This is a genomic window from Streptomyces sp. NPDC001108 (assembly GCF_053598535.1).
In genome coordinates, this window is the sequence record NZ_JBSFKL010000029.1 from 18,808 (window position 1) to 39,106 (window position 20,299).

The window sequence follows — 20,299 nt, forward strand, 5'->3', positions numbered from 1 at the left end:
GTACAAGGAAAAAGGGGGACCACACCATCGGCGAATGGTGCTCGTCCCCCGGCCTGTCGCGCATGATCTTCGTACCTGCATTCGAGACCCTAGCCGGACGGGGAGCGGGATGGGGCGTGAATGCACAACTGAAGGCAGGTGTACAGGTGGAGGTGGGGCTTATGGCTGATTCTTACCCTCAACAGGCCGCTGGACGAAGGATTCTGCGGTCCGAGACGGCCCTCGTGCTGGCTCTCTCGCTGGGGGCCAGCGGGGTGTCTGCCCTGATCAGTTTTGTCGGGTCACTGACGAAACCAGGAGGTTTGAAGGAGCAGGCCGCGACGCTCAACAGCTCCTACGCTCCGGGGCGCCCATGGCTGGATCTCGCCTGGCAACTCTTCGGTATCACGACGGCACTGGTGCCTGTCGCGCTGGTCGCGCACCTCCTGATCAGGGAGGGCGCCGGACTGCGCGCCATCGGCTTCGACCGTACCCGGCCGTGGCCGGACCTCGGGCGCGGCGCGCTGGTCGCCGCGGGCATCGGCAGCGCCGGACTCGCCTTCTACCTGGTGGCCCGCGCCGCCGGATTCAACCTGACCGTGGTCCCGGAATCACTGCCCGACGTGTGGTGGAAGTTTCCGGTGCTGATCCTGTCCGCGATCCAGAACTCCGTCGTGGAGGAAGTGATCGTCGTCGGGTATCTGCTGCGCAGACTCGGGCAGTTGGGGTGGTCGCCGATGGCCGCGCTGGCCGCCAGTTCGGTCCTGCGCGGCTCGTACCACCTGTACCAGGGGATCGGCGGCTTCATCGGCAACATGGTGATGGGCGTCGTCTTCGTCCTGCTGTACCGGCGCTGGGGCCGGGTCGGCCCGCTCGTCGCGGCGCACACACTCCTGGACGTCGGCGCCTTCGTCGGCTACGCCCTGCTGGCCGGGAAGGTGGACTGGCTGCCCACACCGTGACGGCGCGGGCAGCCCCCCGGGGGACGGCCCGTCCTCCGTAGGGAGGTTCAGAGCGCCGTCAGCAGCTCGCCGTCGATCACCGTCACGGCGCCGCCGGTCAGCAGCGTGCGGTCACCCCGCAGCGCGGTGCGGACCAGGCCGGAGCGGGCGGACGCCTGGAGTCCGGTCAGTTCGTCGCGGCCGAACCGGGCCGACCAGAAGGGGGCCAGCGCGGTGTGCGCGCTGCCGGTCACCGGGTCCTCGTCGATCCCGACGCGCGGGAAGAAGCAGCGCGAGACGTAGTCGTGGCCGAGCGAGGGATCCGCGGCGGCGGCGGTGACGATCACACCGCGCCGGGACACCTCGGTCAGCGCGGCGAGATCCGGGGCCAGCGCCCGTACGGTCGCCTCGTCGGACACCTCGACGAGCAGGTCGCCGATGTGCGGGCCGGTGTCGTGGACGGAGAGCGGCTCGGCGCCCAGCGCGGCGGCCAGCCCTGCCGGGACCGGCTCCGGGGTCAGCGGGGCGGTGGGGAAGTCGAGGGTGACGGTGCCGTCCGGATGGATGGTCGCGCCGAGGATCCCGCACCGGGCCGAGAACCGTACCGTGCCGCTCGCCGCCCCGGTGGTGTGCAGCACGTGCGCGGTGGCGAGCGTGGCGTGCCCGCACATGTCGACCTCGGTGGCCGGGGTGAACCAGCGGAGTGCCCAGTCGGCCTCGCCGCCCGGGGGCAGCGGGTGGGCGAAGGCGGTTTCCGAGAGGTTCAGCTCCATGGCGATCCGCTGGAGCCGGTCGTCATCGGGGAAGCCGTCGGAATCCAGCACCAGGACCCCGGCGGGGTTGCCGGTGAAGGGGCGGTCGGTGAACGCGTCGACGATACGGATTCTCATGCCCCGACCCTAGGCACGGCGCGACACGGCCCGCCAAGGCCAATCCGCCGCCAGTGGCCCCGAACGCGCCCGTACGGCCCGTGGGATGCTGCGATCCGCACACGCCACGCCGCCCCGCCCCGGACCGCGCCCCGTACGGCCCGTGGTGCTTGTCCGCCGCCGAGGCTCCGCACTAGGTTTGCCGGGTGGACCACCTCTTCTCGCGTTCCTGGGCGGCCCTGCGCACGGCGGTCGCGGGCCTTTCCGACGAGGACTTCGCCCGGCCGTCCGGCTGTTCCGGCTGGCTCGTCCGGGATCTGGTGTGCCACCTGGTGATCGATGCCCAGGACGTGCTGATCACCCTCGCCACCCCCACCGACGCGGAGCCGACCCGCGACGCGGTCACGTACTGGGAGACCACCGCCGCCCCACCGACCGGCGACGACCCGCTGGACGCGCTGACCGTGCGGCTGGCCGCCGCGTACGAAGAACCCCGGCTGCTCCTCCTCCACCTCGACGACGTCGGCTCCGCCGCCGGACGGGCAGCCGTCCTGGCGGACCCGGCCCTCCACGTCGGCACCCGCGACCAGGTGCTCACGGCGGGCGACTACCTCGGCGCGTACGTCCTGGAGTGGACGCTCCATCACCTCGACCTGGTCGCCCACCTCCCCGACGTGCCCGGACCGCCCGCGGAGGGGTTGGCCCGCACCCGGGAGATCCTCGAGCACATCGCCGGTGCGGCACTGCCCGCGTCGATGCCGGACGAAGACGCCCTGCTGGTCGGCACCGGGCGGCGCGCCCCGACCGACGCGGAACGGGCCGCGCTGGGTGGCCCGGACGCGACGTTCCCGCTCCATCTCGGCTGAACCGGGCGACTGTTCTTCCCTCCACGGGTGGGGTGGCGGGCGGCGCGTTGGTGGGCGTTGTTCCAAAGTCCCGTGGGCGGTGGGCGGTCGCCGAAAGTCATATGCGGTGTGGTGCGGCTCCGTCCTGCCAGCGGTAGAGGTCGCGCAGCAGGGAGATCTCGGCGCCGTGGTGGATCAGCTCCCTGTTGACATGCAGGACCCTGTTCTCCATGGGAAACCGCTCGGGACCCACCGCGGGCGGATTATCCAGCTCGGCGTCCGTGAGCTCGCGGACCCCCGCGTTCCATCTCCCGTACATCTCATCGAGCTGCTCCAGCGCCTCGGCGGCGGTCCCCGCGTAGGCGAACGTCTGGGAGTCGACGTCCTGGCCGCCGAAGTACCAGCCGACCCGATAGCCCAGGCACGAGACGATGACGTGCGCCAGCCGCCAGGCAATCGTGGTCACCGGCGCCGGAACCGGAGCGGGGGACGCGGAGTCCATCGTCCATTCCCCCGAGCCTTCCCGCACCGGAGCGGTCGACGTGCCACGTGGGCGGATGGTCCAGCAGCCGCGCACCGGCTCCCAGAAGTACTCCTCGTCGGTGAGACCGTCCAGCCGTGGCCGCAGGTTCGTGCGCCAGTACCAGTCCAGTTGGTCCGCGAGTCGTTCACTTCTTGTCATTTACGCACACTACCGAACGAGGAACTGGTCATGCCCTTGACGCGGGCCGGTGCCGGCCTGCGACTGGGATGGTGGTCAACGCGGTTTGGCGGCACCGAAGTCGGCCCTGTTGGGGTCATGCCGGGTGAGGCAGCCCCGCCGCACGATCTGTTGCGGCCGTCACAAGGTCGGCACCAGACCTGGCGGGGCAGGCTGACAAGCGACACGGACGTCAGCACACTGAGCGCATGAGGTATGAGGAGAAGGCGAAGATCGCCGTTGTGAGAGCCCTTGTCCCAGCGGCTGTTCTCATCTCCTCACCGGTACTGCTGATCGCCGGAGCGCCGATCCGCCGCCGATACCTTCGCTACATCTACCGGGATGAGGCCCCACGGATCCTGGAAAAGGAGCGGGGCGGGGTCAGCGTCCACTGGTTCGTTGTCACCAGCCCCCTGCTCACATGGCTCTGCCGGCCTTCAGAGTCGCTCGCCTGCCTCGTCTCACGCCGAGGCTGACAACGAGTTGAGACGGTGCCTCAGAGGGCGCGTTCTCACTCCGTCGACTCCAGAATGCGGTCGAGTGTCCGGCGCCCCATTCCGCTCATCGTCGGATTGCTCTCGACGTAGTACCAGACAAGACCCATCGCCTGCTCGAAGGCCCATGCCTTGCCGCGCTCCCACTCCAGATCGTCACAGACCAGTGCCCGCCGGAACACGTCCCGCGGGCCCGGTTGCAACAGGTGCCAGGCGCCGACCAGGTCCAGCGAGGGGTCGGCCGGGCCGAAGCCGCCGGTGTCGAGTACGCCGCTGAGCCGGTCTCCCGCCACCAGCACATTGCCGGGAATCAAGTCACCATGGCTCATCACGTCGGCACCCGTGCGTGGCAACTCCCGGAAGTAGCTCCACATGTGGCGCAGCCGGGGCACGTCGAGCAGCCCCTCGCTCTCCTCGAAGCACTTCGCCATCCAATCGTCGTGGTGGGTGAGAACGCCGCCGCGATTTTCGCCGCTGAAAACTCGCCCCCGCGTCCCGGCGCCCCGGAGGGATGCGATGAGGGCCGCAAGGTCCTCGGCGAAAGCGTCCGACCCACTCGGGTCGGCATCGGAGGCGACCGTTCCCGGCAGCCATGTCTGGACCGACCACGGCATGGGGTAACCCACGCCAGGCTTTCCCAGGGCGACGGGTTCCGGGGCGGGGAACCGAGACACCTGTGCCAACTCCGCGCTCGCCTCGGCTTCCTGTTCCAGAACCGCCAGAGTCTCGGCGGCATCGGTCAGACGCAGGGGGAAACGCGCGGAGAGGTCGTCCCCAATGCGGAAGATGGCGCAGACCGTCCCGGTCGACGCCACGGGGCGGATCGCCTTGCCGCTCCACCGAGGGAACTGTTCCTGGACCAAGGCCGCAACGATTTCGGTGGTCACGCCCACTTGGTCATCGTGCATGGTCATTCTCGAAGGTCCTTCCATATGAAACCGAGCCGGAGATTCGTCGGTATGAGGCGGCGACGAACTGAGTGGGGTCCCGTCGTGTCGATGCCGACGCCATAACGCCATCAGCGTCGTGGAGCCCTGCCGATCAAACCGATGGTGCACGATTAAGGTCTGCTGTCACAGGACAGCCGGACCGCCCTATTCAAGACGCTGGCCTGCGAACAAGCCAGGAATCGCTCGCCCGTCCAGGGAACTGCAGGGGTCGTTGGTGCCCGCTCGTCTGCTATCGGCTCTCCCGCGGTCGGCCCCGGAAGGCGAAGACGCACGGCTGATCGTGACCCCGGCCGGAACCCGTCGATCCGGCCCCGGGGTCAGGCGTTCCACCACTCGTCGGTGCCGCAGCCGACCTCGTAGTGCCACCAGCCCTCGTCCTGCCCTTGATTCAGCAGTGCCTTGATCCCGGCGAAGTCCGCACCAGCCGGCACGGTGAAGGCCACCATGGGGAAGTCCTCGCTCATGACCTCACCGCCGAGGTGGAAGACGGCGAGGCGCTGATGCACCGCTCGAGAGCTGCGGCCGAGCGGCCCAGCAGGGACGGGCACGACGCGAACCGTGCAGTTGCCGGCTGAACTGATCCGTCCGACAGCCCAGTGCAGTCCGTCCGAGTCGGTCCGGAACTGCACGACGTCCCCCTCGGCCACGCCGTCCTGGAGGAACGGGACGTTCTCGATCGCAGCCGTGTCGGCACCGAGCCTCGTCGCCCACAGGCCCTCGATGTCCTGAGGGAACCACCCCTCGCGCGGGACGAACCGGAACCAGACCTTGATCTTCTCGGCCGCGTTCTCCATGGCGCCCATCATGCGTGGACCGCCAGGGGCATCGTGCACCGGGGGTGAGCTAGGGCCTGTCTCCTTGACCGTTTACAGGCTGGGGCGTTTGCGGGTGGTCCATGGTGGTGCCGTCAAGATTCCGCCCGAAGGCGGCCTCCAGAACGGCGGGGAGGTCTTCCTCAGGGACCGAGGTGCGCACGTCCGCCAGAGCCTGAGGAAAGGCGTCATCGTCGATGACGCCCATGTGTGCCTGACGGAGTTGGTGGATGATCTCGACGAGCTCTGGTCTCAGCCGCATCCAGGCACGGGAGGTACGGATCTCTTCATCGACCTGGTGCATGAACCAGCGCATGACCTCGTACGGGACGTCTATGTGCCCGGCGTGCGGGTTGAAGCACATCGTCGGTTCCCGTGCCGGGTTCTCGTCGGGAACGATTGCGGTCACGAGCATCCGTTGCTCGGCCACGAGATCCAGTTCCAGATACCAGGCGTCAGCGGGCACGGAGTACATCGCGGTGATCGAGTAGTTGCCGGCGGGGTGTCGAAAGACCATTGCCGCATGTTGCCACGCTGGCCCGAGGAGGTGCCTCTCCAAAATGATGCGGCCCGACGTCCCTACATACGGGCCAGATGAGGAGGGCAGCGACGTAAAGCGCTGCCTGGTAGGAGATGGCGAGCTTGTCCGTTCGCATGGCCAGCCCCCGCCACTGTTTGAGCCGGCTGATGCATTGTTCGACCGCGTTGCGCTGCTCGTATATCTCGGCGTCGAAGGCGGGCGGCCGACTACCCGAACGACCTCGGCGCCGCCGGTGACCGGCCTGGTCGGACGGTTGGGGAATGAGGTTGGTTCCGGTCGGAGGGGCCGGGGTGTGGGCCGTGGACCGCGTCGGACGAAGCCGTTCGGCGGCGGGCTCACGGCCTGTCGGTGGCCCCGCGACGCAGTAGATGGCCGCCAGGGCCGAACCGACCCGGCGGGCGACGTGGTACCGAGGTCTGACGGGGTCAGCCGACAGGGGTACGGTCAAGTGGGCCTGGGGACTGACGTGTTGTGGGGGATCAGGGCCTAGCTTCGACCGCATGATCCTCAGACATCGCAGAGCCGCTGTGGCAGGTCTGCTCACCCTGGCCCTTTCCGCGCCGCTTCTGGCCGCCGCACCGGCCGTTGCCGCCGACGCCGCGCAGGTCGTGTCCCAAGTCCCGTACAGCAGCGCGTTGGAACTCCCTTCCCTCACCGGTCCGTATCCCGTGGGCCGCCGCGTATTGCACATGGTCGACCGGAGCCGCGCCGATCCGTGGGTGCCGACATCCGGCCCCCGGGAGCTGATGGTGACGGTGTCCTACCCGGCACGTTCGGCGAGCGGGGTGCCGGTGGCATACATGACCGACGAGGAGGCGCGGCTCCTCCTGGAGGCGAGAGGGCTCGGCGGCGTCGTACCCCACGAGACGGTCGCCGGGGCGCGGACCCGTGCGTACCTGGGCTCGCGTCCCGCGGCGGGGCATTTCCCCCTGGTGCTGCTCTCCCCGGGCTTCTCGATGCCGCGCACCACGCTCACCTCGATCGCCGACGACCTCGCGAGCCGCGGCTACGTCGTCGCCCTGGTGGACCACGCGTACGAATCCGTCGGCACCGCCTTCCCCGGGGGTCGGACACTGACCTGCGTGGCCTGTGAGCGGGGCGAGACCCCGGAGGCGTGGGCCGCCGTCGTGCGCGTCCGGGCCCGGGACATGTCCTTTGTGATCGACGAGTTGACCCACGGCCGACAGGCCGGGGCGTTGTCCCGCACGATCGACCCGAGCCGGATCGGAATCGCAGGGCATTCGGTCGGGGGCGCGGCCGCTGCGGCAACCATGGCCGCTGACCGTCGTGTGCGGGCCGGGGTCAATCTGGACGGTGACTTCTTTCTGCACCCTGCTGCGGCAAGGCTCGGCAAGCGCCCGTTCATGATGATCGGCGCCGAGTCCATCCACAGCCCCGGCAGCGGCCGGGCCGCCGACTGGCCCGAGGCGTGGAAGCATCTGAACGGCTGGAAGCGCTGGCTGACCGTGGCGGGCGCCGGCCACTTCTCCTTCACGGACCTGCCCTATCTGGCAGATCAGTTGGGCCTGGAGGACTCTGCCGTGCCACTGTCCGGAGAACGCGGGTGGCGCATCACCCGCGACTACGTATCAGCCTTCTTCGACCTGCACCTGCGGGGCACACCGCAGCGGCTCCTCGACGGCCCCAGGGCCACGCATCCCGAGGTCGTATTCCAGCGGCCGTGACCAGCACTTCGGGCGTGCTCGTCCAGGCAGCGTCGTCCGGATCGGTTGCTCGTTGGTCCGGGAGTGCCGTTGAGTGATGCGCAATGGACGCGCATCGAGCCTTTGCTCCCGGACCGTACGCCGAAGCGAGGCGGTCGCCGGCAACAGTGAATGCAGGGCGCTGGCCTTCGGCCGCGAGACCTGCAAGCAGCGCAACACCGTCGAGCGGTGCATGTGCGTACGGAGACGACTCGCCCCACGCCGCTGCCGGTGCGTAAAGATGACCCCATGGGCGACCTCGTCAGGTTCCTTCGAGACCGCAACATGGCGGACAACCACGCCTATGCCGAGGTGGCCCACCGTTTCGGCGGCGGCGCCCTCCTCGACAGCCAGCTGCCGATGCTCGACCTGGTCGACATGTTGGCCAGGCAATACGAGGCAATGGATCCGGCGGATGCACGCCACGCAGGTCTCGCGTACGCGCTGAGCGTCCTGACGCAGGCGTACGCCGAGCACCCCGACTACCGCCAGGAGTGGCATCCGTAGCCCCACCAAGGAGACACGCTCCAGCTGCGTCCTGGTTCGGTCCATCCGACGCTCCAGTTGCTGGAGGACGAAGGGTTGATCGTCAGCGCCAGCGAGGGTGGCAAGAAGCTGTTCACGCTCACCGACAGCGGCCGCGCCGAGGCGGATTCGGGGGCCGAGGCGCCCTGGGAGGAGGCCGGGCGCGGTGTCGACTGGGAGAGCGCCAACGAGATCCGGCAGGCCGGTTTCGGTCTGATGGAGGCGTTCGGCCAGGTCTGGAGGACCGGCTCGGCCGATCAGCGGGAGAAGGCCCTCGCAGTCGTCAACGAAGCGAGGAAGAAGATGTACCTGATCCTCGCCGACGAGGGCTGAGTCCGTGGGTGCGGACGAGTCGGGGGCCTCGCGGTCGTGCCGCGAGGCCCCTTCCCGTGGGCGGGATCCGGTCAGGCGGTGACGAGCCCGTCCAGTTTGCGCAGTGATTCGACGAGCGCGGCCGTCGCCGAGTCCTTGAGCTTGCCCGCCATCAGGGAGACCGCGGCTCCGGTGAACTCCCCGTCGATCCGGACGGTGGTCGCCTCCCCGTCAGGGGTCAGTGAATACCGCATCGCCAGGTTGACGCCCATCGGACCCTTGCCCCTGGTGGCGAGCAGTCGAGTGGTCTCCAGTTCCGCCACCGTCCAGGTCACCTCGGCGGGGAAGCCCATCAGCTTCATGTTCTCCTCGTAGGTGGCCGCGAGCTCCAGCGTCGTCGGGCCGCCCTTGGGAAAGCTGGTGTGGGTGGCGTTCCACCGGCCGTAGGCGGTGAAGTCCGTCAGCTGGGCCCAGACCTTCTCGGCCGGTGCTTCGATGCGTGCCTCCGCGCTGACCTCGGCCATGCGACCACCCCTTCTCGACGGGTTCCCGGTGTAGCGGAACGTAGCCGTAGCGGCCGGAACATTCAATACTGATGAATCGTCAGATCTTCGGTCCGGTGCCACTCGTTCCCGCGCGCCAGATCAGCGCGCCGTCGAACCGGTCGAAGGCGCGCGGGTGCGGGCCGTCGTCGTGGCAGTGGAACGCGGACCAGAAGAGGTCGGCCCGCAGCGCGTCGGGCGGTGCGTGGACCCGGTACACGTACTCCCGGCCGTCGAGTGCGGGCAGGGCGACCAACCAGGACACGGCCGCGCTTCTCCCTTCCGGCTGTCGCGTGGGGGTATGGCCTGTGGGACGTAGGGGCGAGGATTCCGGTTGCCCGGGGAGCGCGAGGCAAGGCGGCGCGCGCCCTTTTTCGCGACGCGCCCCGGAATCCGCAGGATCTCATCCGCAAGGAGGAGAAGCCGTTCGAGTGTGCCCAACTTGCGTGGGATGACGGGATGGGTCCCTCCGGGGATGTATCGCCGCCGTGCGGCTGATGGGGTAGGAAGCGTGCGATATCGGATGCCGCGGATTCCCCAGCAGCCCGTTCCGGACCGTGCCGGCCCCGACGCCGGACTGACCGTGGAGCTGGCCGCCGTGGTGACGGGTGCCCGCAGGCGTGCGCTGCGCGACGGTGACCGCCAGATCGACACGGCACATCTGCTGCACTCCCTGATCGAATCGGACCCCGAGGCGCGGGCGGCTTTCGAGGGCGGCTCCCAACTCGCCAGGGTGCTCGGCTACCTCGTCCAGCGCAGTATCGGGTACGGGCTGCGCTGGCAGGGCTCGGTGGAGGACTCCGGCGCGCTCCCGGTCGTCGCGCGCCGGGACCTCGCGGTGCGGGACGCCGGAGTGGAGGGCTGGTCGCCCTCGGCGGCCGCGGCGATGTCCGGGGCGCTCGACCGGGCGGCGGTCCGCGGCGACCTGCGGGCCGGAGGGCTCGACCTGCTCGCGGCGCTGGCGGTGGACCACGAGTGCCGCGCCGTCGAGGTCCTCGCGCGGGCCGGGGTGGACACGGAGAAGCTGGCCGCCCGGATCGCTGATGTGCGCGACCAGGGAGCGTGGGAGGCGGAGCGCTGACAACCCGGCGGATCTGCCGTGCGACGGGGCGGAGTGGAACCTTCCACTCTGTGGCGTCCATGTCAGGCGTGACCGGGGTGACGCTGCTGACCGCAACTGTCATGATGGGCCGATGTACGCGTCTCAGGGGAGAAGCGCCAGCCTGGGACTAGCCCTGGCCTCGGCGTTCGCATTCGGCGGTTCAGGGGTGGCGGCCAAACCGCTGATCGAGGCGGGGCTCGACCCGCTCCATGTGGTGTGGCTACGGGTGGCCGGTGCGGCACTGGTCATGCTGCCGGTTGCCTGGCGCCATCGCGAGCTGGTGCGGAGCCGACCGGTTCTCCTGCTCGGCTTCGGGCTGCTCGCCGTCGCGGGTGTGCAGGCCTTCTACTTCGCCGCGATCTCCCGGGTCCCCGTCGGTGTCGCGCTGCTCGTCGAATACCTGGCGCCCGCGCTCGTGCTGGGCTGGGTCCGGTTCGTGCAGCGCAGGCCGGTGACCCGGCGGGCCGCGGTCGGCGTGGTGCTCGCGGCCGGCGGGCTGGCGTGCGTCGTCGAGGTCTGGTCCGGGCTGAGCTTCGACGCGTGGGGGCTGCTGCTCGCGCTCGGTGCCGCCTGCTGCCAGGTCGGCTACTTCGTCCTGTCGGACCAGGGCAGCGCGGACCGGGCGGAGGGCGAGGGGCCGCCGAATCCGGTGGGCGTCATCGCCTACGGGCTCCTGGTCGGCGCGGTCGTACTCACCGCGATCGCCCGTCCCTGGGGAATGGACTGGTCGGTGCTGGCCGGTACCGCGGGAATGGACGGGCGCGACGTCCCGGCCTGGCTGCTGCTCGTCTGGATCGTGCTGCTGGCCACCGTGGTCGCGTACGTCACCGGCGTGATCTCGGTGCGGCTGCTGTCGCCCGCGGTCGCGGGCGTGGTCGCCTGCCTGGAGGCGGTCATCGCGACCGTGCTCGCCTGGGTGATGCTCGGTGAGCATCTCTCCGCGCCCCAGCTCCTCGGCGGCGCCATGGTCCTGTTCGGTGCCTTCATCGCCCAGTCGTCGACGCCCCGGGCGCCCACGGGCCCCGTCGCGTCGGGTGCCGGCGCCGGGGTCCGCGCCGAGGGGGAGCTGTCCGCGGGGAGCGCCGTGACGTGACCGGGGTCCGCCGCCCCGCCGCCCGCCGACCGGCGTGTTCCGGTGGCGGGCGGTTGTCGTCGCGCCGTCAGAGCGCGGTGATGTAGTCCGGGACCGCGACGGCGGGGTCGAGATCCTCCGAGGGGACAGGGGCCGCATACCCGCGGGCCAGCGGGACGACGCCCGCCCAGTGGGGCAGCGCGAGGTCGCGGTCCTCGTCGTTGGGGCCGCCCGTGCGGATCTTGGCGGACACCTCCCGCAGGTCCAGCCGGATCACGGCCGTCGCGGCCAGCTCCTTCGCGTCGGCCGGGCGCGCGTCGGCGGAGCGGCCGGGTACCACCTGGTCGACGATGGCGTCGAGGGCGATGCGCCGCTCCTCCGGGTCGGTCACCTCCCGCGCGATGCCGTGGACCACCACCGAGCGGTAGTTGATCGAGTGGTGGAAGGCGGAGCGGGCCAGCACGATGCCGTCGACATGCGTCACCGTCAGGCAGACGGGGAGGCCGGGATCGGTCCGGCCCGCCTCGCGCAGCGGACGGGAGCCCGTCGAGCCGTGCACGTAGAGCCGGTCGCCGACCCGGCCGAAGAGGGTCGGCAGGACGACGGGCGCCCCGTCGCGGACGAAGCCGAGATGGCAGACGTATGCCTCGTCGAGTATCGCGTGGACCGTCTCCCGGTCGTATGCCGCGCGTTCGCGGGCGCGGGTCGGGACCGTGCGCCCGGTCGGCTCGTAAACGGCTTCCGGGGTGGCGGTCTGCGGTGAAGTGGTGTCCGGCATTGCGCACTCCATTGCACTAGTGCATAATCTTGTTTGTGCTAGGAGAGTATCGGATTGCGGGGCGGCGCGCATCGGACATCGCCGCCAGTGTGGAGAGCGGGGTCGGGTCGGGTGAGCTCGAACCCGGCCAAGTGCTGCCGCCGATGCGGGAGTTGGCGGAAGAGCTGGGGGTGAATCCCAATACGGTGGCGGCCGCCTACCGCATCCTCCGCGAGCGCGGGGTGATCGAGACGGCAGGGCGCCGGGGCAGCCGGGTGCGGCCGCGCCCGGCGAGTACGGCGCGCGACGCGCTCCGGGTCGAGGCACCCGAAGGGGTGCGGGACCTGGGGGCGGGCAACCCCGATCCCGCCCTGCTGCCCGCGCTGGGCCCGGTGTTCGCGGCCGTCGCGGCGGAGTACGACCGGGCCCCCGGGATGTACGGGCAGCCGCCAGTGGACGCGGAGTTCGCCGCGCTGGCCCGTGCCGCGCTGGACGCGGACGGGGTGGCGGCCGGCCCCGTGCTCGCGGCCTCCGGGTCGCTGGACGCGATCGAGCGCGTGCTGGCCGCCCACCTCAGACCCGGTGACGCGGTCGCGGTCGAGGATCCCGGGTGGGGCAGCGTGCTGGATCTCGTCCCGGCGCTGGGGCTGCGCCCCGTGCCCGTCGCGGTGGACGACGAAGGGCCGTTGCCCGACGCCGTCGACGGGGCGTTGAGAGCCGGGGCCCGGGCGCTGGTGGTCACCGACCGCGCGCAGAATCCGACCGGCGCGGCGATCGGTGCCGGGCGCGCCGTCGAGCTGCGGGCCGTCCTCGCCGGGCACCGGGGCGTCCTGCTCGTCGAGGACGACCATGGGCACGGCATCGTCGACCTGCCGCTCCATCCGCTGTCCGGTGCCACCGACCGCTGGGCCTTCGTGCGGTCGGTCGCCAAGGCGTACGGGCCCGATCTGCGGGTCGCCCTGCTGACCGGCGACCCGGTGACGCTGGACCGGGTCGCCGGGCGCCAGCGGCTCGGGCCTGGCTGGGTCAGCAGACTGCTGCAGCGGACGGTGGTGCACCTGTGGAGCTCGGGCGCCGTCGAACCGGCCGAGGTGGCGCGGGCGTACGCGATCCGGCGGGACGGCCTGGTGCGGGCACTCGCGGAGCGGGGCGTGCGGGCCCACGGGCGCAGCGGGATGAACGTCTGGGTCCCGGTCCCCGACGAGACCGGGGCGGTGGCGCGGCTGCTGCACTCCGGCTGGGCGGTGGCCCCCGGAGCGCGGTTCCGGATGGCCACGCCCCAGGGGGTCCGGCTCACCGTCTCCTCGCTCACCGAGGCCGACCTCGGTCCGCTGGCGGACGCGGTGGCGGCGGCGGTGGGGCCGGTGGAGCCATTGAGCTACGGCTGACCCCCGGGCCCGGCGGCCGGGCGGCGAGGGGGTCGGGGCCGGCTCTGGGTGAGGGCCGCTCCCGCCAGGACCACCAGGGCGCCCACCGGAGTGTTCCAGCTCAGCCGCTCACCGAGCACGAGCACACCGGCGGCGGTCGCGATGACCGGGATGAAGTAGGTGACCATCTGCGCGGTCGTCGGGCCGACCTCCGTCACCAGGCCGTACTGGACGAGAACCGCGAACCCGGTCCCGAGCGCCCCGAGGGCCACCACCGCGAGCGTCGGGAGCAGGGGGAAGCTCCGGGGCACCGAGGTGAACAGCGGGGTCACCAGGGCGAGCTGCGCCGTGCCGATCAGGAGCTGGCTGCCGGTCAGCGACAGCGTCGACGAACCGGTGCCCGCCAGCGTCCGGCGGACGTAGATCCAGCCGACCGGGTAGCTGAGGGAGGCGAGCAGCGCCATCGCCGTACCACCGAGGTCCAGGCCGGCGAAGCCCTGCCAGGCGCCGAGCACGGTCAGCACGCCGATGAAGCCGAGCCCCAGTCCGGCGACCCTGCGCCGGGTCGGCCGGTCCTCGGAGAGCGCGACGAGCGACAGCGCCATGCCCCACAGCGGCGAGGTCGCGTTGCAGATCCCCGCGAGGGTCGAGGGAACGGTCAGCTCGGCGTAGGCGAAGAGCGAGAACGGCAGCGCGTTCAGGAAGAACGCCGCGACGGCCAGATGCGCCCAGGTGTGGACGCCCCGGGGCAGCCGCTCGCGACGGACCGCCATCGCGACGGCCAGCACCGCCGTACCGAACAGCAGACGGCCGAGGGTGACCTGGAAGGGGGCGTACCCCTCGGTGCCGACCTTGATCAGAAGGAAACTGAAGCCCCAGATCAGCGAGAGTGCCCCGAACCGGATCCGCCAGTCCAGCGCGCGCGACGGGGCGGGCGGGGGCTGGGTGGAGGGGGAGGAAACGGACGGGGGCGGAACGGGGGTGGCGGACGGTCCGGCAGGGGGCGCGGCCTTCGGTCGGGCGACGGTCATGGGGTCAACGATGACGAGTCCGACCACGTAGAACAAGCGAGATTTCATGCGCCTCTCTGCGTAGCATTGCTTACATGTTGAATCTGGAGAGGCTGCGCACCCTGGACGCGCTGGCCCGGCACGGATCGGTGAGCGGCGCTGCCGCGGGACTGCATGTGACCACGTCGGCGGTCTCCCAGCAGATGGCCAAGCTGGAGCGGGAGGTCGGCCAGCGGCTACTGGCCAGGAACGGCCGGGGGGTCCGGCTCACCGATGCCGGCCGGCTGCTCGCCGACCACGCGGCCCGGATCCTCTCGCAGGTCGAGATCGCCCAGTCGGACATCGAGGCGCAGCGGGGCGAGGTGGTGGGCGAGATCCGGCTCTCCGCCTTCCCGACCGCGGCGCGCGGGCTCTTCCCGTCGGTGCTCGGCGCGCTCCGCCGCGACCACCCCGAACTGCGGGTGCGCACCCGGGAGCTGGAGCCCGAGGCCGGCATCCGCGCGGTGATCAGGGGTGACGTCGATCTCGCGGTGGTGCTGGACTGGAGCAACAAGCGGCTGCCCGTGCCGGGCGGGCTCACCCGGGTCGAGCTGCTGGAGGACGCGCCGGACGTCGCGATGCCGGCCGACCACCGGCTCGCCGGCCGGAGCGAGGTGGACCTGGAGGACTTCGCCGACGACGACTGGGTCTCCTGGCCCGAGGGCGAGTTCTGCTACGACTGGCTGGTCTTCACCCTCCGTTCCAAGGGCATCGAGCCGCGCATCGCGCACCTCGCCGGCGAGCACCACACCCAGCTCGCCCTGATCGCCGCCGGGACGGGGGTCTGCGTGGCACCCCGGCTCGGGCGCGGGCCGGTGCCGGACGGGGTGCGGCTCGTGCCGGTACGGCAGCGGATGCGGCGCCATGTGCACGCCGTGTGGCGTACCGACGCGGACCGGCGGCCGTCGGTCAGGGCCGCAGTGGCGGCGCTGCGGCAGGCCGGGCAGGAGGTGGAGGGCCGGTAGGGCCGCCGCCCGGTGGTCCGGCCGGTGGAACCCCTGCCCCCTGCGGTCCGGGCAGGGGCGCCTGACGGTCTGTGGGCCGGGGATCTGCCGGGGCGGGGCGGGGCGGCCTCGGCCCGGGTCACCGGATCTTTCGGAAGTCCCAGGAGGTGATGGCCCGCGGGGTCAGTCGCAGCCATGCGTGCCGGCCGTCGTGCGGCATGGTGTCCATGCCGAAGTACTTCGCGGCGAACAGCCTTTCCGGTACGTCGAGTTCCGGGCAGTGCTCGCCGGTGCGCGGTGCCTCGCCGACCGGGACGGCCTCCCCGGACAGCTCGATGCCGCGCAGCTCCCCGTACTCCGTCCCGTCGTCCACCACCACCGCGAGCCGGGGGTCACGGCGCAGCTGGGACCAGCGCAGGCTGCGCGTGATCGAGTACAGCCAGAGCGCATCACCGTCCCAGGCGAACCAGAGCGCGCCGATGTGCGGCCGGCCGTCCTCGGCCACCGTGGCCACGCGGCAGGTGCGCTGCTCGGTGAGGTACCTGTCGCGCTCCGCGTCCGTCATCATGATCCGGCGGCCCCGTCGCTGGGTGGTGGCCATGGGCGTCTCCTCCCGTGAGCTGACTGTGCATCAGATCATGCGGCCTCTTCCTTCGTCGCGCAATGGCGGATAGCCTCGCGCGCCCCGTCCGCCGTGGAGAAGGGGCCGCCGTGCCGTCGCAGAACCGACTCGCCGAACAACTCGATCCGGCCACCACCGCGCTGCTGACGGTCGAATGCCAGCAAGGGGTGGTGGGGCCGGGGAGCGCACTGCCCGAACTGGCCGAGGAGGCCCGGTCGTCGGGCGCCCTGGACCGGATCGCCCTGCTGGTCGGGGCCGCGCACCGGGCAGGCGTCCAGGTGCTGCACGCGGTGGCCGAGCGGCGCCCCGACGGACGGGGCGCCAACAGCAACGCCCGGCTGTTCCGGGCCGCCGGGCGCCTGCCGGTGCAGCAGCACAGCGGCACCGCGGCGGTACGGATCGCGGCGCCGATCGAGGTCGCCGCCGAGGACCTGGTCGTACGCAGGCTCCACGGCCTCTCGCCGCTCGCCGGCACGGACGTGGACGCGCTGCTGCGCAACCTCGGCTGCCTGACCCTGGTCGTCACCGGCGTCTCCGCCAATGTGGCCGTTCCCAACGCCGTCTTCGACGCGGTGAACCTCGGCTACACCGCCGTGGTGCCGTCCGACGCCATCGCGGGCGTCCCGGCCGACTACACCCCGGCGGTGGTCCGCAACACCCTCGCGCTCGTCGCCACGGTCACCCGCACCGACGACGTACTGGCCTGCTGGGCGGGTGACGCGATCAGGGAGTGAGGGTGATCGACCCGCCCGCGACGGTGATCCGCTTGGCCGGCAGCGGCCTGGTGGCCGGGCCGTGGACCACGGCACCCGTCGACGCGTCGAACTTGCTGCCGTGGCAGGGGCAGTCGATGGTGCCGTCCGCGACGCGCGAGACGGTGCACCCCTGGTGGGTGCAGGTGGACGAGAACGCCTTGAACTCGCCCGCCTTCGGCTGGGTCACCACGACATGCCGGTCGGGGAAGACCTTGCCGCCGCCCCGGGGGATGTCGGCCGTGTCCGCCAGTGCGGAGCCGGCGGCGGTGGCCGTGGCGGCGGCGGTGGGACCGGTGGTCCGCGCGGACGGCTCGGCCGTGGCCGAGCTGCCCGACCCCTTCGTGTTCCCGCAGGCGGCGAACAGGGCGGCCATGGGGGCGGCCCCGGCCGCGACGACGACGGTCCGGCGCCCGGGGCGGTCCCCGCGGTTTCGCGCTGTGTTCATGCTGGCTCGTCCTTCCGTGGTGCTTCCGGTGTTCCGGCTTCCGCACCCGGTCATCGGCAGACGGGCGCACCGGCATGAGCGGGGACCCGGACTGTCAGTGCCGTCTGCGAAGGTGAACGGCATGACACTGAGGAGCTTCGACGCACTCGAACGGGCCATCCGCGACAGCTGGGGCGCGGACACCACGACACCGGCCCACCGCCCGCACTGGACGCCGGACAACCCCGCGCGCGACCAGTGCGGGGTCACCGCGCTCGTCGTGCACGACCTGCTCGGCGGCGACCTCGTCCGCGGCGAGGTGCACGTGGACGGCGAACGGGTGGATTACCACTGGTGGAACCGGCTGGGCATGGGCGTCGAAGTCGACCTCACCCGCGAGCAGTTCGCCCCGGAGGAGGCCGTCGTCGGCGGGGAGGTGGTCGTACGGCCCGCGGAGATCGTCCGGCTCCGCGAGGAGTACGAGCTGCTGCGCGACAGGGTCGCGGCGGCCCTGCGCTCCCCCGACGCCGCGGCCGTCGCGCGCCCGGCCTGACCGGCGGTCAGGACCCGGGCGTCCCGAGCGCCCCGTCGGCCAGGCCGAGTTCCCGCTCCGCCGTGCGTACCGCCATGCTCGTGACCGCCTCGGGGCGTTCGGCGGCCGAACTGTTGGCGTGCGCGCCGAGGCCGTCGATGACGACCAGGATCCGGATGGTCGCCAGATACGGGTCGTCGGTGCGGAACTCCCCGCTCTCCGCCCCGGCCCGGATCAGCTCCTCCAGACGGCCGCGCCACCGGGCCTCCTGCCGGTCGACCCGGTCGCGCAGGACGGGGCGGTAGCGGCTCAGGTGCCGGGCGTTGATCCACAGCCGGCTGACGTCGTCGTACGCGGGCCCCGTCGCGAGCGCGAAGAAGCGGGTCAGCCGGTCCGTGGGCCGCTGCGCCGCCGGCTGCGCGGGCAGCAGCGAGTCCAGCTCCCCGCCGGCCGCCGTGCCGAAGGCCTCGGCGACGAGTTCCTCGACCGCGGGGAAGTAGTGGCCGATGAGGCCGGGCCGGACGCCCAGCTCCTCGGCCATCCGCCGCAGCGTGATGCATTCCAGACCCTCGGTCAGGGCGATGGACGCCGCCGCCTCGACGATCTCCGCACGCCGGTCCGAGGGGGATTTGCGGATCCGCTTCTGCTGCACGCTCGACGCCATGGCGGCAACAGTAATCGGTGTGTCGTGCCGCCGGAACCGCCGCCGCTCCTGCCGGTCGCCACCGCGCGCCGGTCCTACGGTCGGTTCCTGGAAGCAATCACCGACGCCCAGGAGGACAGGTATGAACAACAACATCCGTACGGCCGCCGCGGCCGCCGCTCTCGTCGCCGGTCTCGTCACGGTCACCGGCACCAGCGGTGCCGCGGCCGCCGAGCGGCCCGAGCGGATCACCAGCCAGGAGCAGCTCGCCCGGTCCATCGCCCAGGCGGTCGCGGCCGAGCAGGAGCGCGGCGCCGTCACCAGCGGAGTCATCGGCGGCATGGTCGCCAGCACCCCGTCGGACGTCCGCGGCCTCTGCTGACGAGAAGGAGGTGAGCACCGTGGACAGCGCTGCGGATCGCGCCCCGGACGGGCGGGAAGAACCCCTCAGGTGGTGTCCGAGCGGTGATGCGAGCCGCCCGGAGACCGTTGTCCTCGGCGTACGTTCCGGGGAACACGATCAGGTTGTCTACCTGGCAGAACCCGTACCCGCCGCCGATGTTCTCGGTAGCATTCCGGAGGGGATAGCCCCCAACCGGGTGCTCCGGTTCGCCTCGCACTGCGTGTCGGACTGCGCGAACCGGGTCGGCGAGGCCTGCGGGCTGATCGAACGGATCAGGACCGTACCGGCCGAGCCCGGTCCGGCCGCTGTACCACGGTGCCATCTCCGCCCGCACTGCAAGTGGTGGAACCAGGCCGGTGTCGAGGCCTGCCACCGCTGTCCCGCCCTCACGACACTGGAACCCCACGACAACGAACTCGCCGTTCTCGTCGCGGACCCGGCGACCACCCGGGACCAGTTGGAGAGCTGGATCGCCGCCGAAGGCCGGGCGGAGTAAGACCACGCGGTCGGTCACGGACCGGCCGAGAGCACGAGAGAAGGGATGTCGTGGACAACTGGATACGGTGCTTCCACCCGGCCCCCGAGGCCGGAGCGCAACTGGTGTGCTTCCCGCACGCGGGTGGGTCGGCCAGTGGCTACCACGCCCTGTCGGCCGCGCTCGAGGGGTCGGTGGAAGGACTGGTCGTGCAGTACCCCGGAAGGCACGACCGCCTCGCCGAGCCGTTCGCCGAACGGCTCGGCGATGTCGTGGACGCGGTCCTGCCCTCGATCCCGGTGGACGAGGACAGGCCGCTGTTCCTGTTCGGGCACAGCATGGGCGCGCTGCTGGCGTACGAGACGGCGCGCCGGCTCACCGCCGAAGGGCGCGGGCCCGCCGTGCTGTTCGTCTCCGGCAGCGAGGCTCCGGCGCGGCCCCGGCACACCCGGCTCTCCGGCTCGTGCACCGACCAGGAGCTGATCGACGAGATGCGGCTGCTGTCCGGCACGGACGACGAACTGCTGATGCATCCGGAGATCCTCCAGCTGTCGCTGCCGCCGCTGCGCGCCGACTACGCCATGCTGTCGGAGCGCGTCCATGTGCCCGGGCCGCCGCTGAGCTGCCCGGTCTTCATGCTGACCGGTGACAAGGACCCGCGGGTCGGCATGGAGGGCGCCCAGGAGTGGGAGCGGGAGACCGAGGGGGCCTTCGAGCGGCATGTGCTGCCCGGCGGCCACTTCTTCCTGAACGACCATCTGACGTACATCGCGGAACTGATCACCGCACAGGTGCCCGGCCGGACGGTTCCCACCGGCGCCTGACATTCCGTACCGTCGCGACGGGCTCGGCCCCGACCCGGAACCATCCTGCCGCTCGCCGAGATCGTCTTCGACTTCTTCGACCAGCTGAAGTCCAAGACGCGCGGGTACGCCTCGCTC

The 20,299-nt window shown here is 71.4% G+C and carries 26 protein-coding genes and 2 pseudogenes; 15 read left to right on the forward strand and 13 right to left on the reverse strand.

Features of this window, described 5'->3' with window-relative positions; genetic code table 11:
• The first annotated feature begins 161 nt into the window (after positions 1-161).
• Positions 162-941 (forward strand): CPBP family intramembrane glutamic endopeptidase, encoded by a 780-nt coding sequence (locus tag ACWC97_RS33025; RefSeq protein ID WP_352280522.1) that lies wholly within the window; start codon positions 162-164, stop codon positions 939-941.
• A gap of 47 nt (positions 942-988) precedes the next feature.
• Here the strand turns inward: ACWC97_RS33025 and ACWC97_RS33030 are convergent, their stop codons facing one another.
• On the reverse strand, positions 989-1,810 hold the full coding sequence (locus ACWC97_RS33030; protein ID WP_450653427.1) for a PhzF family phenazine biosynthesis protein: 822 nt from the start codon (positions 1,808-1,810) through the stop codon (positions 989-991).
• A gap of 185 nt (positions 1,811-1,995) precedes the next feature.
• On the opposite strand from ACWC97_RS33030, the gene ACWC97_RS33035 reads away from it, so the two are divergent.
• Positions 1,996-2,655, forward strand: coding sequence for a maleylpyruvate isomerase N-terminal domain-containing protein (locus ACWC97_RS33035; protein ID WP_450653429.1), 660 nt, complete (start codon positions 1,996-1,998; stop codon positions 2,653-2,655).
• Positions 2,656-2,752: 97 nt separating this feature from the next.
• Here ACWC97_RS33035 and ACWC97_RS33040 read toward each other — a convergent pair whose 3' ends face one another.
• Positions 2,753-3,316, reverse strand: a complete 564-nt coding sequence (locus ACWC97_RS33040; protein ID WP_450653430.1) for a DinB family protein — start codon at positions 3,314-3,316, stop codon at positions 2,753-2,755.
• Positions 3,317-3,543: 227 nt separating this feature from the next.
• Between ACWC97_RS33040 and ACWC97_RS33045 the strand changes: the two genes are divergently transcribed.
• Entirely contained in the window at positions 3,544-3,810 is a 267-nt protein-coding gene (locus ACWC97_RS33045) for a hypothetical protein (RefSeq protein ID WP_450653432.1), read from the forward strand.
• Positions 3,811-3,845: 35 nt separating this feature from the next.
• On the opposite strand, the gene ACWC97_RS33050 is transcribed toward ACWC97_RS33045, so the two are convergent.
• The 4 genes and pseudogenes from ACWC97_RS33050 to ACWC97_RS33065 all read right to left on the reverse strand — a co-directional run.
• Positions 3,846-4,742, reverse strand: a complete 897-nt coding sequence (locus ACWC97_RS33050) for an aminoglycoside phosphotransferase family protein (RefSeq protein ID WP_450653434.1) — start codon at positions 4,740-4,742, stop codon at positions 3,846-3,848.
• A gap of 353 nt (positions 4,743-5,095) precedes the next feature.
• Complete coding sequence (locus ACWC97_RS33055) at positions 5,096-5,584, reverse strand: DUF4265 domain-containing protein (protein WP_450653436.1); 489 nt, start codon at positions 5,582-5,584, stop codon at positions 5,096-5,098.
• Between the two features lie 37 nt (positions 5,585-5,621).
• Positions 5,622-6,107 (reverse strand): hypothetical protein, encoded by a 486-nt coding sequence (locus ACWC97_RS33060; protein ID WP_450653438.1) that lies wholly within the window; start codon positions 6,105-6,107, stop codon positions 5,622-5,624.
• 73 nt (positions 6,108-6,180) lie between these two features.
• A pseudogene (locus ACWC97_RS33065) lies at positions 6,181-6,396 on the reverse strand (IS5/IS1182 family transposase); the annotation flags it as partial.
• A 235-nt stretch (positions 6,397-6,631) separates the two neighbouring features.
• Between ACWC97_RS33065 and ACWC97_RS33070 the strand changes: the two are divergent.
• The 3 genes and pseudogenes from ACWC97_RS33070 to ACWC97_RS33080 form a co-directional block, all read left to right on the forward strand.
• Positions 6,632-7,816 (forward strand): alpha/beta hydrolase family protein, encoded by a 1,185-nt coding sequence (locus tag ACWC97_RS33070; protein ID WP_450653440.1) that lies wholly within the window; start codon positions 6,632-6,634, stop codon positions 7,814-7,816.
• Between the two features lie 267 nt (positions 7,817-8,083).
• Complete coding sequence (locus ACWC97_RS33075) at positions 8,084-8,341, forward strand: DUF6221 family protein (protein ID WP_352280531.1); 258 nt, start codon at positions 8,084-8,086, stop codon at positions 8,339-8,341.
• Between the two features lie 30 nt (positions 8,342-8,371).
• Positions 8,372-8,692: pseudogene (locus ACWC97_RS33080) on the forward strand (PadR family transcriptional regulator); the annotation flags it as partial.
• Between the two features lie 71 nt (positions 8,693-8,763).
• Here ACWC97_RS33080 and ACWC97_RS33085 read toward each other — a convergent pair.
• Both ACWC97_RS33085 and ACWC97_RS33090 read right to left on the reverse strand, forming a co-directional pair.
• Positions 8,764-9,195, reverse strand: a complete 432-nt coding sequence (locus ACWC97_RS33085; RefSeq protein WP_352280532.1) for a type II toxin-antitoxin system Rv0910 family toxin — start codon at positions 9,193-9,195, stop codon at positions 8,764-8,766.
• Between the two features lie 79 nt (positions 9,196-9,274).
• Positions 9,275-9,478: a hypothetical protein gene (locus tag ACWC97_RS33090; protein WP_352280533.1), complete on the reverse strand. Its 204-nt coding sequence runs from the start codon at positions 9,476-9,478 to the stop codon at positions 9,275-9,277.
• 246 nt (positions 9,479-9,724) lie between these two features.
• Between ACWC97_RS33090 and ACWC97_RS33095 the strand changes: the two genes are divergently transcribed.
• Positions 9,725-10,294, forward strand: coding sequence for a Clp protease N-terminal domain-containing protein (locus ACWC97_RS33095; RefSeq protein ID WP_352280534.1), 570 nt, complete (start codon positions 9,725-9,727; stop codon positions 10,292-10,294).
• Positions 10,295-10,406: 112 nt separating this feature from the next.
• Positions 10,407-11,408 carry an EamA family transporter gene (locus ACWC97_RS33100; protein ID WP_450653443.1) on the forward strand — a complete coding sequence of 334 codons (1,002 nt, stop codon included), beginning with the start codon at positions 10,407-10,409 and terminating at the stop codon, positions 11,406-11,408.
• Between the two features lie 67 nt (positions 11,409-11,475).
• Here the strand turns inward: ACWC97_RS33100 and ACWC97_RS33105 are convergent, their stop codons facing one another.
• Entirely contained in the window at positions 11,476-12,165 is a 690-nt protein-coding gene (locus ACWC97_RS33105; protein ID WP_450653445.1) for a pyridoxamine 5'-phosphate oxidase family protein, read from the reverse strand.
• 35 nt (positions 12,166-12,200) lie between these two features.
• Between ACWC97_RS33105 and ACWC97_RS33110 the strand changes: the two genes are divergently transcribed.
• Positions 12,201-13,532, forward strand: a complete 1,332-nt coding sequence (locus tag ACWC97_RS33110; RefSeq protein ID WP_450653447.1) for an aminotransferase class I/II-fold pyridoxal phosphate-dependent enzyme — start codon at positions 12,201-12,203, stop codon at positions 13,530-13,532.
• On the opposite strand, the gene ACWC97_RS33115 is transcribed toward ACWC97_RS33110, so the two are convergent.
• Positions 13,523-14,542, reverse strand: a complete 1,020-nt coding sequence (locus tag ACWC97_RS33115) for a DMT family transporter (RefSeq protein WP_450653449.1) — start codon at positions 14,540-14,542, stop codon at positions 13,523-13,525. The genes ACWC97_RS33110 and ACWC97_RS33115 overlap by 10 nt on opposite strands.
• Before the next feature lie 74 nt (positions 14,543-14,616).
• Here ACWC97_RS33115 and ACWC97_RS33120 point away from each other — a divergent pair, with 74 nt between their 5' ends.
• On the forward strand, positions 14,617-15,525 hold the full coding sequence (locus tag ACWC97_RS33120) for a LysR family transcriptional regulator (RefSeq protein WP_450653451.1): 909 nt from the start codon (positions 14,617-14,619) through the stop codon (positions 15,523-15,525).
• A gap of 118 nt (positions 15,526-15,643) precedes the next feature.
• On the opposite strand, the gene ACWC97_RS33125 is transcribed toward ACWC97_RS33120, so the two are convergent.
• On the reverse strand, positions 15,644-16,105 hold the full coding sequence (locus ACWC97_RS33125) for a pyridoxamine 5'-phosphate oxidase family protein (protein WP_352280540.1): 462 nt from the start codon (positions 16,103-16,105) through the stop codon (positions 15,644-15,646).
• Positions 16,106-16,167: 62 nt separating this feature from the next.
• On the opposite strand from ACWC97_RS33125, the gene ACWC97_RS33130 reads away from it, so the two are divergent.
• The gene (locus ACWC97_RS33130; protein ID WP_450653453.1) at positions 16,168-16,860 is read left to right on the forward strand and encodes a cysteine hydrolase; all 693 of its coding nucleotides are present in this window, start codon (positions 16,168-16,170) and stop codon (positions 16,858-16,860) included.
• Here the strand turns inward: ACWC97_RS33130 and ACWC97_RS33135 are convergent.
• Complete coding sequence (locus ACWC97_RS33135) at positions 16,850-17,326, reverse strand: Rieske (2Fe-2S) protein (protein WP_352280542.1); 477 nt, start codon at positions 17,324-17,326, stop codon at positions 16,850-16,852. The genes ACWC97_RS33130 and ACWC97_RS33135 overlap by 11 nt on opposite strands.
• Positions 17,327-17,447: 121 nt before the next feature.
• On the opposite strand from ACWC97_RS33135, the gene ACWC97_RS33140 reads away from it, so the two are divergent.
• Positions 17,448-17,858 carry a YunG family protein gene (locus tag ACWC97_RS33140; protein WP_450653456.1) on the forward strand — a complete coding sequence of 137 codons (411 nt, stop codon included), beginning with the start codon at positions 17,448-17,450 and terminating at the stop codon, positions 17,856-17,858.
• 7 nt (positions 17,859-17,865) lie between these two features.
• Here the strand turns inward: ACWC97_RS33140 and ACWC97_RS33145 are convergent, their stop codons facing one another.
• A complete protein-coding gene (locus tag ACWC97_RS33145; protein ID WP_385216718.1) occupies positions 17,866-18,501 on the reverse strand; it encodes a TetR/AcrR family transcriptional regulator in 636 nt (211 codons plus the stop codon).
• A gap of 121 nt (positions 18,502-18,622) precedes the next feature.
• Here ACWC97_RS33145 and ACWC97_RS33150 point away from each other — a divergent pair, with 121 nt between their 5' ends.
• The 3 genes from ACWC97_RS33150 to ACWC97_RS33160 all read left to right on the forward strand — a co-directional run bounded on the left by ACWC97_RS33150 (position 18,623) and on the right by ACWC97_RS33160 (position 20,182).
• Positions 18,623-18,862 (forward strand): hypothetical protein, encoded by a 240-nt coding sequence (locus ACWC97_RS33150; protein WP_352280545.1) that lies wholly within the window; start codon positions 18,623-18,625, stop codon positions 18,860-18,862.
• Positions 18,863-19,103: 241 nt separating this feature from the next.
• Entirely contained in the window at positions 19,104-19,379 is a 276-nt protein-coding gene (locus ACWC97_RS33155) for a hypothetical protein (protein WP_352280546.1), read from the forward strand.
• Positions 19,380-19,429: 50 nt separating this feature from the next.
• Entirely contained in the window at positions 19,430-20,182 is a 753-nt protein-coding gene (locus ACWC97_RS33160; protein ID WP_450653459.1) for a thioesterase II family protein, read from the forward strand.
• The last annotated feature ends 117 nt before the right edge of the window (positions 20,183-20,299 follow it).

Bases quoted from the DNA above. Each gene is read 5' to 3' on its own strand.
- ACWC97_RS33025 (WP_352280522.1), top strand. From the start codon at position 162: ATGGCTGATTCTTACCCTCAACAGGCCGCTGGACGAAGGATTCTGCGG.
- ACWC97_RS33030 (WP_450653427.1), bottom strand. From the start codon at position 1,810: ATGAGAATCCGTATCGTCGACGCGTTCACCGACCGCCCCTTCACCGGC.
- ACWC97_RS33040 (WP_450653430.1), bottom strand. From the start codon at position 3,316: ATGACAAGAAGTGAACGACTCGCGGACCAACTGGACTGGTACTGGCGC.
- ACWC97_RS33045 (WP_450653432.1), top strand. From the start codon at position 3,544: ATGAGGTATGAGGAGAAGGCGAAGATCGCCGTTGTGAGAGCCCTTGTC.
- ACWC97_RS33050 (WP_450653434.1), bottom strand. From the start codon at position 4,742: ATGACCATGCACGATGACCAAGTGGGCGTGACCACCGAAATCGTTGCG.
- ACWC97_RS33055 (WP_450653436.1), bottom strand. From the start codon at position 5,584: ATGATGGGCGCCATGGAGAACGCGGCCGAGAAGATCAAGGTCTGGTTC.
- ACWC97_RS33060 (WP_450653438.1), bottom strand. From the start codon at position 6,107: ATGGTCTTTCGACACCCCGCCGGCAACTACTCGATCACCGCGATGTAC.
- ACWC97_RS33070 (WP_450653440.1), top strand. From the start codon at position 6,632: ATGATCCTCAGACATCGCAGAGCCGCTGTGGCAGGTCTGCTCACCCTG.
- ACWC97_RS33075 (WP_352280531.1), top strand. From the start codon at position 8,084: ATGGGCGACCTCGTCAGGTTCCTTCGAGACCGCAACATGGCGGACAAC.
- ACWC97_RS33085 (WP_352280532.1), bottom strand. From the start codon at position 9,195: ATGGCCGAGGTCAGCGCGGAGGCACGCATCGAAGCACCGGCCGAGAAG.
- ACWC97_RS33100 (WP_450653443.1), top strand. From the start codon at position 10,407: ATGTACGCGTCTCAGGGGAGAAGCGCCAGCCTGGGACTAGCCCTGGCC.
- ACWC97_RS33105 (WP_450653445.1), bottom strand. From the start codon at position 12,165: ATGCCGGACACCACTTCACCGCAGACCGCCACCCCGGAAGCCGTTTAC.
- ACWC97_RS33115 (WP_450653449.1), bottom strand. From the start codon at position 14,542: ATGACCGTCGCCCGACCGAAGGCCGCGCCCCCTGCCGGACCGTCCGCC.
- ACWC97_RS33120 (WP_450653451.1), top strand. From the start codon at position 14,617: ATGTTGAATCTGGAGAGGCTGCGCACCCTGGACGCGCTGGCCCGGCAC.
- ACWC97_RS33125 (WP_352280540.1), bottom strand. From the start codon at position 16,105: ATGGCCACCACCCAGCGACGGGGCCGCCGGATCATGATGACGGACGCG.
- ACWC97_RS33130 (WP_450653453.1), top strand. From the start codon at position 16,168: ATGGCGGATAGCCTCGCGCGCCCCGTCCGCCGTGGAGAAGGGGCCGCC.
- ACWC97_RS33135 (WP_352280542.1), bottom strand. From the start codon at position 17,326: ATGAACACAGCGCGAAACCGCGGGGACCGCCCCGGGCGCCGGACCGTC.
- ACWC97_RS33140 (WP_450653456.1), top strand. From the start codon at position 17,448: ATGACACTGAGGAGCTTCGACGCACTCGAACGGGCCATCCGCGACAGC.
- ACWC97_RS33145 (WP_385216718.1), bottom strand. From the start codon at position 18,501: ATGGCGTCGAGCGTGCAGCAGAAGCGGATCCGCAAATCCCCCTCGGAC.
- ACWC97_RS33150 (WP_352280545.1), top strand. From the start codon at position 18,623: ATGAACAACAACATCCGTACGGCCGCCGCGGCCGCCGCTCTCGTCGCC.